This window comes from Variovorax sp. RA8, from assembly GCF_901827175.1.
Classification (GTDB): Bacteria; Pseudomonadota; Gammaproteobacteria; order Burkholderiales; family Burkholderiaceae_C; genus Variovorax.
Genome location: NZ_LR594662.1, coordinates 1,514,429 through 1,527,784, shown reverse-complemented (window position 1 = coordinate 1,527,784; position 13,356 = coordinate 1,514,429). Strand labels below are relative to the sequence as shown.

Sequence of the window (13,356 nt, the reverse complement as noted above, 5' to 3'; positions counted from 1 at the left end):
TTAACCTTCCGTCACAGAGTGAAAACGCGGACTATGCAACAGCCACGCCAGCTTTCGAAACGGGAGAACGCCTACCCGAGGGATATCCCTGGTCGCGAAAGTCCGGAAAGAAAAAAGCCGCCCGACTTTCGTCGGACGGCTTTCAAGAACTTCCCGTTCGAAACTGGCTTGCGCCAGCCTCAGATCAGAAAGCGTGACGGATGCCGAAGTCGTAACCCGTCGAGGTCTTCGGCTGGAAGGCCGAGCCGCCGAACGAGGTCACGAAGGACGGGCCACCCACGGTCAGGCCAGCGCCATTCTTGTTGCGAATGCGAGCCACCGTGGCGTACAGAGCCGTGCGCTTCGACAGGTTGTGCACGTAGCCGATAGCGAACTTGTTGGCCTTCGGATCGTCGATGGTACCGAACAGGGTAGCCGGCACGTTCAGGTCGTACTTGACGGCCGAGTATGCAACACGGATCAGGCCGGGGCCGACGGGCACGGTCGCGCCAATCAGGTAACCCTTCAGGTCGATGTCGGTCGTCGGGGTAAAGAAGATGGCTTCGTTGTCGACTTCGTTCTTGGCCTTCGAGTACTCACCGAAGAGCTTCACGACGCCGAAGTCGTAGGAAGCGCCGAGGTTGAAGGTCTTGACCTTGGTCGTGATGCCGTCGAAGAAGTCATCGCCGATGGTGCTTTGGCCGTAGGAGGCAGCCACATCCAACGGGCCGTTTGCGTAGCCGAAGCGGCCGCCGACATAACGACCGGTGCGCTGGCTGTTCAAGACGTCCGGCGTGGCAGCGCCCGGATCATACTTGGTGCGCTCGTGGAAGCCGTACATCACTTGGCCATAGAAGCCACCGAGGTTCGGGGGCAGGAAGTAGCCGACAGTGTTGCTGGCGAGAACATAGTTGCTGCCGGTCACGTTGGTGATGCCGGGGACGCTCGTCGTTGCGCCGCCATTCCAGGCGCCGAAGCTGCTGTTCGCGGTGCTGATCAGGTTGGTGCCGACGCCGTTGGTGCCGAACGGATCGAACACGGTGTCATTCCAGAACGTCGGGGTGTAGTCACGGCCCAGACGAATTTCACCAAAACCGCCCGACAGGCTCACGGTCGAGCGACGTGCGAAGGTCGCAATGCCTTCCTGGCCGTTGTCGTTGCTGATGGGGGCTTCGAGCCAGAAGCTGGCAGCCAGGCCACCACCGAGGTCTTCCGTGCCACGGAAGCCCAGACGGCTGGAGTTGTAGCCCGAGTTGCGCAGTTCGGTGCGGCTGGTCTTGACGCTATCCACGTAGAAGGGATTGGCCAAAGTCGGGAAGCTGATGTTGTCCGACTTGTTCGAGACGCCGCTGACAGCGGCGTCAACCACGCCGAACAGCGTCACGGACGACTGCGCCGAGGCAACACCGGCAACAGCCAGAGCAGCCAGGGCAACTAGAGATTTTTTCATTGCAAGTTTCTCCAAGGTTAAACATAGGGCTCCGGTGCGAAGGGCTCACCGTGACTGGCACTTCTGTGCTCCCACCGGACCCCGGGCCAACCTCCTTTTGGGAAGTTGTCGCTATTGCACCAGAGCCGCTTCGTCTGGGCAAAACAATTCTCCCGAAAACGCGGCACGCTTCGCCGTTTCGTTGCACTCGTGCAACAAAGCACCAACTGCCTGCAATATCCCACGATATGGAATAAGGCCTGCTGCGCAAGTAACCTATTGCGCATGGGTTCCAATCGCTCCATGCTCCCCTCGCTCGACGCTTTCCTGGGTACTGCGGACGCGGCCCTGCGTACCTTGTTTGCCAAACCGCATACAACCCGCGCCATGCCGCAGCCCGCCAGTCCCGGCATTGAACTCAGCCAAGCGGAGCGCCGGGAAGCCGGCGCGTTGATGCGCGTGAATCATGTTGGGGAGGTCTGTGCCCAGGCCTTGTATACGGCGCAGGCGGCGGTCACGCGGGACCCGAAGCTGCGGGCACACTTCGACGAGGCCGCACGGGAGGAAACGGACCACCTCGCCTGGACACAGCAACGGCTCGAGCAATTGGGCGCGCACGCCTCGGCGCTGAATCCGCTCTGGTACCTGGGCGCCTTTGGGCTCGGCCTCGTGGCCGGCCGGCTCGGCGACCCCTTGAGCCTGGGGTTCGTCGCAGAGACCGAACGGCAGGTCGAGGCCCATCTGGACGGCCACCTCGACCGTCTGCCTGCGGCGGATACCGCCTCGCGGGCGGTGGTCACCCAGATGAAGCTGGACGAGGCGCGCCATGCCGCACAGGCCTGGAGCGCCGGCGCACAGGAACTCCCGGCACCAGCCAAGGCCCTGATGCGCCTGGCGTCCCGGGTGATGACCACGGTTGCCCATCGCATTTGAGCGGAGGCTGGGCCGCGCTCAGGTCTCGATGAGATCGAAGCTGGTCGTGATCTCGGCCGTCTTGGCCAGCATGACGCTCGCCGAGCAATAGGTGTCGTGGCTCAGGGCGATCGCACGCTCGACGGCGGCGGCTGGAATTCCCTTGCCCGCCACCGTGAAGTGCATGTGGATCTTTGTGAACACCTTCGGATCTTTTTCTGCTCGCTCGCTGCTCAGCTTCACGCTGACGCGCTCGACCTGATGCCGGCCTCGCTTCAGGATCAGCACCACGTCGTACGCAGTGCAGCCGCCAGTGCCGGCCAGCACCGTTTCCATCGGCCGGGCAGCCAGGTTCCGGCCGCCGTTCTCGGGCTTCGCCGCATCCGGCGCGCCGTCCATCATCAGAACATGGCCGCTGCCGGTCTCAGCGACGAAACCCATGGCCGATAACGTCCCCGCGCTGCCGGTCCAGCTCACTGTGCATTCCATCGTTGCAGGCTCCAGAGTCACGACGCGCGGCAAGGAAAATCACGCCGGCGTCGATTTGTGTTGGAAAAGAGTCACTCCCTTGTTGCAATGCAACAAAGAGTCGATATACTTTATTTCATCGCACACGCAAACGTGTGTACCAGTTGTCTCCTCCACCCTCCCAATTGGTGGATTTAGCCCCGAGCCGCAAGGCCCGGGGCTTTTTTCTTGAAGCCGCGGCAGGGGAAGGCAGGCCTATGATCCCGACCCTATGTCCACGCCGCCTGCCCCGCTTTCCCCTGCCGACTACCTGAAGAAAATCCTGACTGCCCGTGTCTACGACGTGGCGGTGGAATCCGCGCTCGAGCCGGCGCGGGCCCTGAGCGCGCGGCTGGGCAACACGGTGCTGCTCAAGCGCGAGGATCAGCAGGCGGTCTTCAGCTTCAAGTTGCGCGGGGCTTACAACAAGATGGCCCACCTGAGCCACGAGCAGCTCGCCAGGGGCGTGATCTGCGCGTCGGCGGGCAACCATGCCCAGGGCGTCGCGCTCAGTGCCCGAAAGCTGGGCGCGCGGGCCGTGGTCGTGATGCCGGTGACCACGCCGCAGCTCAAGATCGACGCCGTGCGCGCGCTCGGCGGAGAAGTGCAGCTGCACGGCGACAGCTACTCCGATGCCTACGGCTACGCGCTGGAGCAGCAGAAGCTTCACGGCCTCGTCTTCGTCCACCCTTTCGACGACCCCGATGTCATCGCCGGCCAGGGCACGATCGCGATGGAAATCCTGCGCCAGCACCAGGGCCCGCTCGATGCGGTCTTCGTCGCCATCGGCGGCGGCGGATTGATCTCGGGCGTGGCCAACTACATCAAGGCGGTGCGACCCGAGATCAAGGTGATCGGCGTCCAGATGAACGACTCGGACGCGATGCTGCGCTCCGTCGCCGCCCGCGAACGGGTGACGCTGCCCGATGTCGGCCTGTTCTCCGACGGCACCGCGGTCAAGCTCGTTGGCGAGGAGACCTTCCGGATCTCCCGCGAGCTGGTGGACGAGTTCATCACCGTCGATACCGACTCAGTGTGCGCCGGCATCAAGGACGTGTTCATCGACACCCGCAGCATCGTCGAGCCTGCCGGCGCACTGGCGGTGGCGGCGATCAAGCAGTACGTCGAGGCACACGGCACGCAGGGCGAGACGTACGCGGCCATTCTTTGCGGCGCCAACATGAACTTCGACCGGCTGCGCTTCGTGGCCGAGCGCGCCGAAGTGGGTGAGGAGCGCGAGGCCTTGTTCGCCGTCACCATCCCCGAGGAGCGCGGCAGCTTCAGGCGCTTTTGCGAGCTCGTAGGTCAGTTGCCCGGCGCCTCGCGCAGCGTGACCGAATTCAACTACCGGATCAGCGACGCCAGGGAGGCCCATGTGTTCGTAGGCTTGACCACCCAGACGCGGGGCGAGTCGAAGACCATCACCGAGACCTTCCTCGCCCACGGCTATGGCGCCATCGACCTCACGCACAACGAGCTCGCCAAGGAGCACATCCGCCACCTGGTAGGCGGCCGCAGCGGCCTGGCGCACGACGAGCGACTGCTGCGCTTCGTGTTCCCCGAGCGGCCCGGCGCGCTGCTCAAGTTCCTGAGCCTCATGCGGCCCACCTGGAACATCAGCCTCTTCCACTACCGCAATCAGGGCGCCGACTACGGCCGCATCCTGGTCGGGCTGCAGGTCCCGGTGGCGGACCATACTGCCTTCGACGAATTCCTGCGGACGCTGGACTATCCGTTCGTGGAGGAAACCGGCAACCCGGTCTACCGGCTGTTCCTGCAGGCCTAGCGCCGGACGCCGTCACGCCCAGGCGGCGCGACCACGGGCGGCGGCGCATCGGACACGGACGGCGGCGGGCCGTTGACGGCGAGCGGCCGCGCAGGCAGTTGCAGCGTGAAGGCGGGCGCGGCATCGACGCTCGCGCCCAGCGAGGCGGCCCGCGCGCTGACCGAATGCAGCACATAGCCATCGGCCAACGTGGCGCCGACACGGAAGGGCCGCGGAGGCTTGCCGTCGACGGCGATCAGCGCCGCGCCTTGCTGGTCGGCGTCGGCGACCACGCCGAGCAGCTGGAAACGGCTGGCGGCATCGGGCGTCGCCACGACTGCGGCCTGGCTCCGCACCACCCCCAGCATCTGCGCGACGGCCGCCGGATCGACCGTCACCGCAGCGTTGCTGCTCAGGGCGGGCGGCGCGAGCGCATCGGACGGGGACAACAGCCGCAGCCCCCAGAACACGACGCTCGCCGCAGCCAGCGCCCACAGGGCGGTCGTCGCTGTGGCCGAAGGCCAGCGGGCGGGGGCGTAGGAAGCTGCCATGGGGCGGGATTATCATGCAGCGCAGGCGCCCTTGCGCATTCCTCATCTCCCCTCTTCCCACTTTCATGTCCCTTCTCCCCCGCCCCCTCGCGCGCGCCGTGCAGCGCGGCTTCACGCTCATCGAGCTGATGGTCGTGCTGGTCATCATCGGCGTGCTCGCGGCGCTGATCGTGCCTAACGTGATCGAGCGCGCCGACGACGCGCGCGTGACCGCCGCGCGCACCGACGTCAACAACCTGATGCAGGCACTCAAGCTCTACCGGCTCGACAACCAGCGCTATCCGACGGCCGAGCAGGGCCTGCAGGCGCTGCTCGCGCGCCCCACCACCGGTCCCGCCGCGCCCAACTGGAAGCAGTACGTCGAAAAGCTGCCCAACGACCCCTGGGGCCGCCCCTACCAGTACATGAACCCAGGCCTGAAGGGCGAGATCGACGTGTTCTCGCTCGGCCCTGACGGCCAACCCGGCGGCGAAGGCAAGAATGCCGATATCGGCAGCTGGCAATAGGCGCGTCGCTTCCTGCTTCGACGGCGCCCGGCGCCGGGAACCCGGCGGCTTCACCCTGATCGAGCTGCTCGTGGTGATCGCGATCATCGCAATCGCGACGGCCGGCGTCGGTCTCGCGCTGCGCAACCCGGGCCAGGAAAGCCTGGATCGCGAAGCCGAGCGTCTTTCCGCCCTGCTCGAAGCGGCGCGCGCCCAGTCGCGTGCCAGCGGGATGGCGGTGCGCTGGCGCACAACGCCGGAAGGTCCCACCAACTTCAGCTTCGATGGACTGCCGCCCGGCACGCTGCCGACGGCATGGCTTTCCGCCGGCATCGTGGCGCAGCCGCTGGCAGCGGATGGCTCGGCGATCGCGGCGCTGCAGCTCGGGCCCGAACCGATCATCGCGGCGCAGCAGGTGCTGCTCACGGCGGAAGGCCCGCCGGCGCGCACCCTGCGCATCGCGACCGATGGCCTGCGGCCGTTCGCGGTGACCACGCCATGAATTCGAATGGCATCGCACCAACTAGCACCGGTTGCGCAATGCAGCGCAGGCCGAGCCGCGGCTTCACCCTGGTCGAGGTGCTGGTGGCGCTGGGCATCATCGCGATCGCGCTGGCCGCGGGCACGCAGGCCACGAACGCGATCACGCGCAATGCGCAGCGGCAGTCGGACCTGCTGCTGGCACAGCTGTGCGCCGAAAACGAGCTCATCAAGGCCCGCCTCGCGCGCCAGATGCCCGCCGTCGGCGATGCCGGCCTGGTCTGCACCCAGGCCAACACCAGTTTCGCCGTCACGATCTCGACCACGCCCACGCTGAACCCGAACTTCCGGCGCGTCGACGTGCAGGTGCGCGATGCGGCCGAGGCGCCGGTGCTGCGGCTTTCCACCGTCGTGGGGCGCTTCTGATGACGGCGACGCGCCCCACACGCGGCTTCACGCTGATCGAACTGCTGGTGGCGATCACCGTCATGGCGCTGCTCGCGCTGGTCAGCTGGCAAGGCCTCGAAGGCATGGCGCGCGCCCAGTCCATCAACCGCGAGCGCAGCGACGCCGTGCTGACGCTGCAGACCGCGCTGTCGCAATGGACGGCCGACCTCGACGCCACGGTAGCCCTGTCGCAGGCCCGCGCGATGGACTGGGACGGCCGCACGCTGCGCCTCACCCGGCGCAGCACCGACAGCGCCCTGCCGGTGGTCTACGTCGTGGCGTGGACCCTTCGGACCGATCCCGCCGGCGTCGCCCGCTGGTACCGCTGGCAATCGCCCGGCCTCACCGGCCGCCCCGAATGGCAGCAGGCCTGGGACCGCGCCGCCGCGTGGGGCCAGGACAGCAGCAGCAGCAACGAGGTACGCGGCACCGAGCTCGGCCTGGTGCCGCTGGAAGCCTGGCAGCTCTTCTACTTCCGCAACGACGTCTGGGGCCCTGCGGTCGGTGCGGCGGCGCTCGGCGCCGGCACGCCACTGCCCGACGGCGTCCGCCTGGTGTTGAGCCTTCCGCCCGGGCCGGCACTCGCCGGCGTGCTCACGCGCGACTGGGTGCGGCCCACCGCCTCGGCGCCCAAGTCTTCATGAAGCGGCCTGCTCGCCTCGCCTCCCGACCGCAGCGCGGCGCGGCCTTGCTGACCGCCATGCTCACGGTCACGCTGGTCGCCACCTTCGCGGCGGCGTCGCTCTGGCAGCAATGGCGCGCCGTCGAGGTCGAGGCGGCCGAGCGCGCGCGAGTGCAATCGGCCTGGGTGCTGGTCGGCGCGCTCGACTGGTCGCGTTTGATCCTGCGCGAGGACGCCCGGACTGGCGGAGGCGCAGGACCCGATCACTTGGCCGAACCCTGGGCCGTACCGTTGGAGGAAGCCAAGCTGTCGAGCTTCCTCGCGGCCGACAAGAACATTGCCAGCGATGCCCTCGAGGGCTTGCCCGAGGCCTTTCTACAGGGCCGCATCGTCGACGCCCAATCCAAGCTCAACGTGATGAACATGGTGCTGAACGGCGCGCCGGTACCGGCAGAAATCGCCGTCTTCACCAAGCTGTTCGAGATGCTGGGCCTTCCCGTGCAGGAGGTGCCGGTGCTCGCGGCGCAGCTCAGGCGTGCCCTGCCGCCGGCGCCTGCCGCGGGCACCGGCACCGGTACCGGCACCGGCACGGGTACTGGAACTGGAACTGGAACTGGAACTGGAACTGGAACTGGAACTGGAACCGGAACCGGGACCGGCACTGGAACTGGCACTGGAGCCGGCACAGGAACCGGTACGCAGCCCACCACGGACACCTCGGCTTCCGGCCCGCTGTTGCCGCAGCGCACGGCTCAACTGATCTGGCTGGGGCTGTCGCCCTCCACCGTCACCGCCCTGGAACCCTACGTCACCATCCTGCCCGCGCGCACGCCGCTCAACATCAACACTGCCAGCGCCGAAGCGCTGGCGGCCAGCGTGCCTTCTCTTGACCTCGCGAGCGCCAAGCGCGTCGTCGCGCAGCGCGCGACGCGCTACTTCCGTACCCCGGAAGACGCCAACAAGGTGCTCGCCCAAGGCGCCGGCCAATTCAACGCCACGCAGCACAGCGTCTCGACCCGCTTCTTCGAGGTGCAAGGCCGGCTCCGGCTGGACAACGCCTGGGTCGAGGAACACTCGCTGCTCCAGCGCGACAACCTCGAGTTGCGAATCATCTGGCGCGAACGTGGCGCGGGCGCCACGTCCATCGCGCCGAAGTCCTGAGCGGAAACCTTTGGTCACGCTTATGGGATTAAATGCATCGCAGCGCCCATGCCTCGGGCAGAAAGCGCTATCAACTTTGTAGCGCCGGATGTGAACCATCCTCCTACAATGGCGACCCCCTATCGAACATGGCCTTCCTGCTCGTCACTGCCCCTCTACCTCCTGCGCCTGCCGGCGGCGACCACGGCTGGGCGGTCTGGTCCAGCGATGGCCGCAAGCTGCGCTCACAAGGCAGCGCACCACCGGCCCTGCTGCCGAGCGGCGACGAACTGATCCTGTGTGTGCCGGCGACCGCACTGTCCTGGCACCAGGTCACCCTTCCGCAGGGCAGCCTGAGCAACAGCGTGCGCCTGCGCTCGGTGCTCAACGGCCTGCTCGAAGACCGGCTGCTCGATGACCCCGAACAGCTGCACTTCGCACTCCAGCCGGACCCGCGCGCGGGCGTGCCCGTATGGGTCGCGGCCTGCAACCGGCTCTGGCTGCGCGGCGTGGTGCAGACCCTCGAGAGCGCAGGCCGTCGTGTTACGCGCATCGTTCCCGAATTCACGCCGCAACCGGCCGGCGCGGCACCGATGATCTTCGCCATCGGCGAGCCCGGCACCGCCCAGCTGGTGGTCTGCGACACCGAAGGCGTCACCCCGCTGCCGCTCGATCCCGCCGGCGTCGCGCTGGTCGGGACGGTGCCCGAAGGCACGGCGATGCTGGCCGAGCCGGCCGTGGCCGAGCTCGCTGAAAGTCTGCTGGGACGGCGCGTGCCGATCGTCAAGCCCCCCGCGCGCTGGCTGCAGGCCAGCCGCTCGCCCTGGGATCTCGCGCAGTTCGACCTCGCCTCCACCGGGCGCGCGCGCGCCAGCAAGAAGGTGGTGGCGATCTGGCGCGCGCTGTGGCACGGTCCCGAATGGCGACTCGCGCGCTGGGGCGCATTGGTGCTGGTGCTGACGCAGCTCATCGGCCTCAACGCGTGGGCCTGGAAGGAGCGCAACGCGCTCGACAACAAGCGGGCGGCGGTGAACAACATCCTCCGGCAGACCTTCCCCTCGGTGCAGCTGGTGGTCGACGCACCGGTACAGATGGTGCGCGAGGTCGCGACGCTGCAGCAAGCCACGGGTGGGGTGTCGGCGATCGACTTCGAGCCCATGCTCGGCGCCATCGCCACCAGCCTGCCGTCGGGGCGGGTCCCGAGCGCCATCGACTACACCGCGGGTCAGTTGCGCCTGCGCGGCCTTGGCCTGCAGCCCTCGGAAGCGAACCAGGTTGCGGCGACCCTGTCCGCGCGCGGCTACAGCGCGCGCAGCGAGGGCGACCTGCTGCTGGTCCAGGCGGAGGCCCCGCGATGAACTGGCTCGAATCCCTGGAAGCGCGCTGGCAGGCGTGGTGGCCCGAGCTGGAGCCGCGCGAACAGCGCCTGATCGGCGCGGCGGCTGCGTTGGTGCTGCTGGCCCTGCTGTGGTGGGTGGCGCTGGCGCCGGCACTTCGCACGTTGTCCGCGGCACCCGCCGAGCACGCCAGGCTCGACGCCCAGTTGCAGCAGATGACCACGCTGCAGACCCAGGCCAAGGCCTTGCAGGCCCAGCCGCGCGCAAGCCGCGACGATGCGGTGCGCGCCCTCGAAAGCTCGGTCCGCCAGAGCCTCGGACCCAACGCGCAGCTGCAGCCCGCCGCCTCCGGCGACGGCATCACGGTCGCCGTGCGCACCGTCCCGGCCGACACCCTGGCCCAGTGGCTGGCCCAGGCCCGCAGCAATGCGCGCGCCGTGCCGCGCGAAGCACACCTTGCTCGCAGTGCGCAGAGCGCGCCCGCCGGTGGCGCTGCCCCGGCGGCGGGCGCCATGAACAACGAGCGCCCGACCGTGCGCTGGGACGGCACGCTGGTCATGGGCCTGCCGCCCCGTTGAGTTCGATGGCCACCCGACGCGACCTCTCCGCCCCCCGCGCCGCCACCGGCCGCGGCTGGGCCCTGCTCGGCGTGCTGCTCGGTGCGCTGCTGGCGTTCTCCCTCTACGCGCCGGCACGCTGGCTCGCCGCCGGCCTGGCGCGCTGGAGCGACGGCCACCTGCAGCTGGTCAACGCGCGCGGCACGGTCTGGAACGGCACCGGCGGCGTGGTGTTCGCCAGCGGCGCAGGCGGCGCCGAAGCGATCTCCCTGCCGGGTACGGTCGCCTGGACCCTGCGGCCGCGCTGGGACGGCGTGGCGGCAACGCTGCAGATCCCCTGCTGCGCGCCGCAGCCGCTGCAGTTCAGGGCCCAGCCGCGCCCCAGCGGCCTGCGGCTGGCCTGGGCGGACGGTCGCTCGCGGTGGCCGGCCGCGCTGCTCAGCGGCTTCGGCGCGCCCTGGAACACGCTCAAGCCCGAAGGCGTGCTCGACCTGTCGATGCAGGCTTTCGTGATGCAGTGGAGCGGCCAGCAGCTCAGGCTGGCCGGACGCGCCACGCTCGACGCCATGGACATCTCCTCCAGCCTGTCGACCCTGAAGCCGATGGGGAGCTACCGCATCACGCTCGAAGGCGGGCCCTCGCCCACCCTGCTGCTGACCACGCGAGAGGGCAGTCTGCAGCTCAATGGCAGCGGCCGGTGGAACGGCCGCGCCCTGCGCTTCGACGGCGAGGCCAGCGCCGCGCCGGGGCGCGAGGACGCCCTGTCGAACTTGTTGAACATCATCGGGCGACGCGAGGGCGCGCGCTCGATCATCACCCTGGGCTGACCCATGACATCACCATCCCATTGCGCCATGCGCCTGTGTACCGTGGCCCTCGCGGTGCATCTGCTGGCAGCCGCCTGCATGCCGGCTGCCTTCGCGCAGGAAAGCGCCCCGCCGCCGCGCCGCGGCGAGCCGATCACGCTGAACTTCACCAACGCCGAGATCGAGTCGGTGGCGCGCACCATGGCGGTCGTGACCGGACGCGACGTGGTGGTCGACCCGCGCGTCAAGGGCACGATCAACCTTCAGACCGATCGCCCGATCTCGCCCGCCGCCGCCTTCAACCAGTTCGCCGCGGCGCTGCGCCTGCAGGGCTTCGCGGTCGTGCAGTCCGAGGGGCTCTACAAGGTGGTGCCCGAGGCCGACGCCAAACTGCAGAGCAATGCGGTCACCACCTCGACGTCCGCCACCGCCAGCCTCTCCGGCAACCAGATCGTCACCCAGGTCTTCAGGCTCAACTATGAGACGGCCAACAATCTGCTGCCGGTGCTGCGTCCGCTGATCGCGCCCAACAACACGATCAACGTCAACCCGGGCAACAACTCGCTGGTGATCACCGACTATGCGGAGAACATGCGTCGGCTGGCCCGCATCATCGCGGCGCTGGATGTGCCCAATGCCTCCGACGTCGAGGTCATCCCGCTCAAGCACTCCGTGGCGACCGACCTGGTGCCGGTCCTCACGCGGCTGGCCGAGGGCGGCTCCGCCACCGCGCCGGGACAGCCCGGCGCCGCGCCCGGCACCGCCGATGCCTCCTTCCGCACCACCCTGTTGGCCGAGCCGCGAAGCAACGCGATCATCATGCGCGCCGCCAACCCGGCACGCTCGCAGCTCATCCGCACGCTGATCGCCCGGCTCGATCGCGCGCCCATCGACTCCGGCAACGGCGCGGCCGGCAACATCTACGTGGTCTACCTCAAGAACGCCGACGCCGTGCGGATCGCGACCACGCTGCGCGCCGCGTTGACGAGCGCACAGGCCGGTACGCCCGGCGCCCAGGGCACGGCCGGCGCCAGCCCGATCACGGCGGGGGCTCAGCAGCAACCACAGCAACAGCTCAGCCAGATGGCCAGTTCGGGAGGCGGCCTGAGCGCCGCCACCACGCCGGTGAGTACCACCGCGCCGCCCTCCACAGGCGGGCAGATCCAGGCCGACCCGGCCACCAACTCGCTGATCATCAGCGCCCCCGAGCCGCTCTACCGCCAGTTGCGCGCGGTGATCGACCGGCTCGACAGCCGCCGCGCACAGGTGCTGATCGAAAGTCTGATCGTCGAGGTCAACGCCGACAAGGCCGCCGAGTTCGGCATCCAGTGGCAAAGCGGCCTTGGCAGCAGCGGCGACCGCAACGTCGGCGTGATCGGCACCAACTCCAGCCTGGGCGGCGCCAACATCATCGATCTGGCAGTCGGCCTGGCGACCGGCAATACCGCGACCCGGCCTTCCAGCGGCTTCAACTTCGGCATCGGCCATCGCTACGGCGACAACGGCCAGTACGTGCTGGGCTTCCTGGCCCGCTTCCTGGCGAGCAACGGCGAGGGCAACGTGCTGTCCACTCCGAACCTGCTGACGCTGGACAACGAAGAGGCCAAGATCGTGGTCGGCCAGAACGTGCCCTTCGTCACCGGCCAGTACACCAACACCGGCAGCAGCACCAACACCGTCAACCCCTTCCAGACCATCGAGCGCAAGGACGTGGGCCTGACGCTGCGCGTGCGCCCGCAGATCAGCGAGACCGGCACGGTCAAGATGCAGATCTTCCAGGAGGTCTCCAGCGTGGTCGCATCCACCGTCAACAACATCAACGGTCCCACCACCACCAAGCGCTCGATCGAGTCGAACGTGCTGGTCGACGACGGCAACATCATCGTGCTGGGCGGCCTCCTGTCCGACGAGTACTCGAACTCCCAGGAGAAGGTCCCCGGCCTTGGCGACGTGCCGGTGCTCGGCAACCTGTTCAAGAGCGAGGTGCGCAGCCGCAGGAAGACCAACCTGATGGTGTTCCTGCGGCCCACCGTCGTGCGCGACCAACTCTCCGGCGACGCCATCACCGCCGACCGTTACGACGCGCTGCGCGCACTGCAGCAGACGCAGCAGCCATCGACCGACAACCCGATGCTCAACGCGGTGCGCGATTCGGTGATCCTGCCGCCGCTGCCGGCAGTCAGGCAGGGCGATCCCTCGCGCCGCATCGAAGGGACGCAGCTGATTCCGCCGCCCCTGCCGCCCCAGCATGCGCCGCTGCCTCCGGGCGGCCCGCTGCGGGGCGCGCTGCCGCCCACCGCGGACCCTTCCACGGCGCGCGAACTGCCCTGAGGTTCGAG

At 68.3% G+C, this 13,356-nt stretch carries 14 protein-coding genes; 11 read left to right on the top strand and 3 right to left on the bottom strand.

Annotation, left to right across the window (positions count from 1 at the left end):
* Positions 1–184 precede the first annotated feature (184 nt).
* Positions 185–1,429, bottom strand: a complete 1,245-nt coding sequence (locus E5P3_RS07270) for a porin (protein WP_162585362.1) — start codon at positions 1,427–1,429, stop codon at positions 185–187.
* Between the two features lie 282 nt (positions 1,430–1,711).
* Here E5P3_RS07270 and coq7 point away from each other — a divergent pair, with 282 nt between their 5' ends.
* Entirely contained in the window at positions 1,712–2,341 is a 630-nt protein-coding gene (coq7, locus tag E5P3_RS07265) for a 2-polyprenyl-3-methyl-6-methoxy-1,4-benzoquinone monooxygenase (RefSeq protein WP_162585361.1), read from the top strand.
* Positions 2,342–2,359: 18 nt separating this feature from the next.
* Here coq7 and E5P3_RS07260 read toward each other — a convergent pair whose 3' ends face one another.
* Positions 2,360–2,809, bottom strand: coding sequence for an OsmC family protein (locus tag E5P3_RS07260; RefSeq protein ID WP_162589574.1), 450 nt, complete (start codon positions 2,807–2,809; stop codon positions 2,360–2,362).
* Positions 2,810–3,059: 250 nt separating this feature from the next.
* On the opposite strand from E5P3_RS07260, the gene ilvA reads away from it, so the two are divergent.
* Positions 3,060–4,613, top strand: coding sequence for a threonine ammonia-lyase, biosynthetic (gene ilvA, locus E5P3_RS07255; RefSeq protein WP_162585360.1), 1,554 nt, complete (start codon positions 3,060–3,062; stop codon positions 4,611–4,613).
* On the opposite strand, the gene E5P3_RS07250 is transcribed toward ilvA, so the two are convergent.
* Complete coding sequence (locus tag E5P3_RS07250) at positions 4,610–5,143, bottom strand: type II secretion system protein N (protein WP_162585359.1); 534 nt, start codon at positions 5,141–5,143, stop codon at positions 4,610–4,612. The two genes, ilvA and E5P3_RS07250, sit on opposite strands and share 4 nt — an antisense overlap.
* A 65-nt stretch (positions 5,144–5,208) precedes the next feature.
* Here E5P3_RS07250 and gspG point away from each other — a divergent pair, with 65 nt between their 5' ends.
* From gspG to gspD, 9 genes are all read left to right on the top strand, one after another.
* Positions 5,209–5,649, top strand: a complete 441-nt coding sequence (gene gspG / locus E5P3_RS07245; RefSeq protein ID WP_162585358.1) for a type II secretion system major pseudopilin GspG — start codon at positions 5,209–5,211, stop codon at positions 5,647–5,649.
* Positions 5,624–6,130: a prepilin-type N-terminal cleavage/methylation domain-containing protein gene (locus tag E5P3_RS07240; RefSeq protein ID WP_162585357.1), complete on the top strand. Its 507-nt coding sequence runs from the start codon at positions 5,624–5,626 to the stop codon at positions 6,128–6,130. Before gspG ends, E5P3_RS07240 begins: the two co-directional genes overlap by 26 nt.
* 38 nt (positions 6,131–6,168) lie before the next feature.
* A complete protein-coding gene (gspI, locus tag E5P3_RS07235) occupies positions 6,169–6,534 on the top strand; it encodes a type II secretion system minor pseudopilin GspI (protein ID WP_162585356.1) in 366 nt (121 codons plus the stop codon).
* Positions 6,534–7,199, top strand: coding sequence for a PulJ/GspJ family protein (locus tag E5P3_RS07230; protein WP_162585355.1), 666 nt, complete (start codon positions 6,534–6,536; stop codon positions 7,197–7,199). The genes gspI and E5P3_RS07230 overlap by 1 nt, the downstream gene beginning before the upstream one ends.
* Entirely contained in the window at positions 7,196–8,338 is a 1,143-nt protein-coding gene (gene gspK / locus E5P3_RS07225) for a type II secretion system minor pseudopilin GspK (protein ID WP_162585354.1), read from the top strand. The genes E5P3_RS07230 and gspK overlap by 4 nt, the downstream gene beginning before the upstream one ends.
* A gap of 128 nt (positions 8,339–8,466) precedes the next feature.
* Positions 8,467–9,675: a type II secretion system protein GspL gene (gene gspL / locus E5P3_RS07220; protein WP_162585353.1), complete on the top strand. Its 1,209-nt coding sequence runs from the start codon at positions 8,467–8,469 to the stop codon at positions 9,673–9,675.
* The gene (gene gspM, locus E5P3_RS07215) at positions 9,672–10,232 is read left to right on the top strand and encodes a type II secretion system protein GspM (RefSeq protein ID WP_162585352.1); all 561 of its coding nucleotides are present in this window, start codon (positions 9,672–9,674) and stop codon (positions 10,230–10,232) included. The genes gspL and gspM overlap by 4 nt, the downstream gene beginning before the upstream one ends.
* Positions 10,233–10,237: 5 nt before the next feature.
* Entirely contained in the window at positions 10,238–11,038 is an 801-nt protein-coding gene (gspN, locus tag E5P3_RS07210) for a type II secretion system protein N (RefSeq protein WP_174263047.1), read from the top strand.
* A 3-nt stretch (positions 11,039–11,041) separates the two neighbouring features.
* The gene (gene gspD, locus E5P3_RS07205) at positions 11,042–13,348 is read left to right on the top strand and encodes a type II secretion system secretin GspD (protein WP_174263046.1); all 2,307 of its coding nucleotides are present in this window, start codon (positions 11,042–11,044) and stop codon (positions 13,346–13,348) included.
* The last annotated feature ends 8 nt before the right edge of the window (positions 13,349–13,356 follow it).

Bases quoted from the DNA above. Each gene is read 5' to 3' on its own strand.
- E5P3_RS07270 (WP_162585362.1), bottom strand. From the start codon at position 1,429: ATGAAAAAATCTCTAGTTGCCCTGGCTGCTCTGGCTGTTGCCGGTGTT.
- coq7 (WP_162585361.1), top strand. From the start codon at position 1,712: ATGCTCCCCTCGCTCGACGCTTTCCTGGGTACTGCGGACGCGGCCCTG.
- E5P3_RS07260 (WP_162589574.1), bottom strand. From the start codon at position 2,809: ATGGAATGCACAGTGAGCTGGACCGGCAGCGCGGGGACGTTATCGGCC.
- ilvA (WP_162585360.1), top strand. From the start codon at position 3,060: ATGTCCACGCCGCCTGCCCCGCTTTCCCCTGCCGACTACCTGAAGAAA.
- E5P3_RS07250 (WP_162585359.1), bottom strand. From the start codon at position 5,143: ATGGCAGCTTCCTACGCCCCCGCCCGCTGGCCTTCGGCCACAGCGACG.
- gspG (WP_162585358.1), top strand. From the start codon at position 5,209: ATGTCCCTTCTCCCCCGCCCCCTCGCGCGCGCCGTGCAGCGCGGCTTC.
- E5P3_RS07240 (WP_162585357.1), top strand. From the start codon at position 5,624: ATGCCGATATCGGCAGCTGGCAATAGGCGCGTCGCTTCCTGCTTCGAC.
- gspI (WP_162585356.1), top strand. From the start codon at position 6,169: ATGCAGCGCAGGCCGAGCCGCGGCTTCACCCTGGTCGAGGTGCTGGTG.
- E5P3_RS07230 (WP_162585355.1), top strand. From the start codon at position 6,534: ATGACGGCGACGCGCCCCACACGCGGCTTCACGCTGATCGAACTGCTG.
- gspK (WP_162585354.1), top strand. From the start codon at position 7,196: ATGAAGCGGCCTGCTCGCCTCGCCTCCCGACCGCAGCGCGGCGCGGCC.
- gspL (WP_162585353.1), top strand. From the start codon at position 8,467: ATGGCCTTCCTGCTCGTCACTGCCCCTCTACCTCCTGCGCCTGCCGGC.
- gspM (WP_162585352.1), top strand. From the start codon at position 9,672: ATGAACTGGCTCGAATCCCTGGAAGCGCGCTGGCAGGCGTGGTGGCCC.
- gspN (WP_174263047.1), top strand. From the start codon at position 10,238: ATGGCCACCCGACGCGACCTCTCCGCCCCCCGCGCCGCCACCGGCCGC.
- gspD (WP_174263046.1), top strand. From the start codon at position 11,042: ATGACATCACCATCCCATTGCGCCATGCGCCTGTGTACCGTGGCCCTC.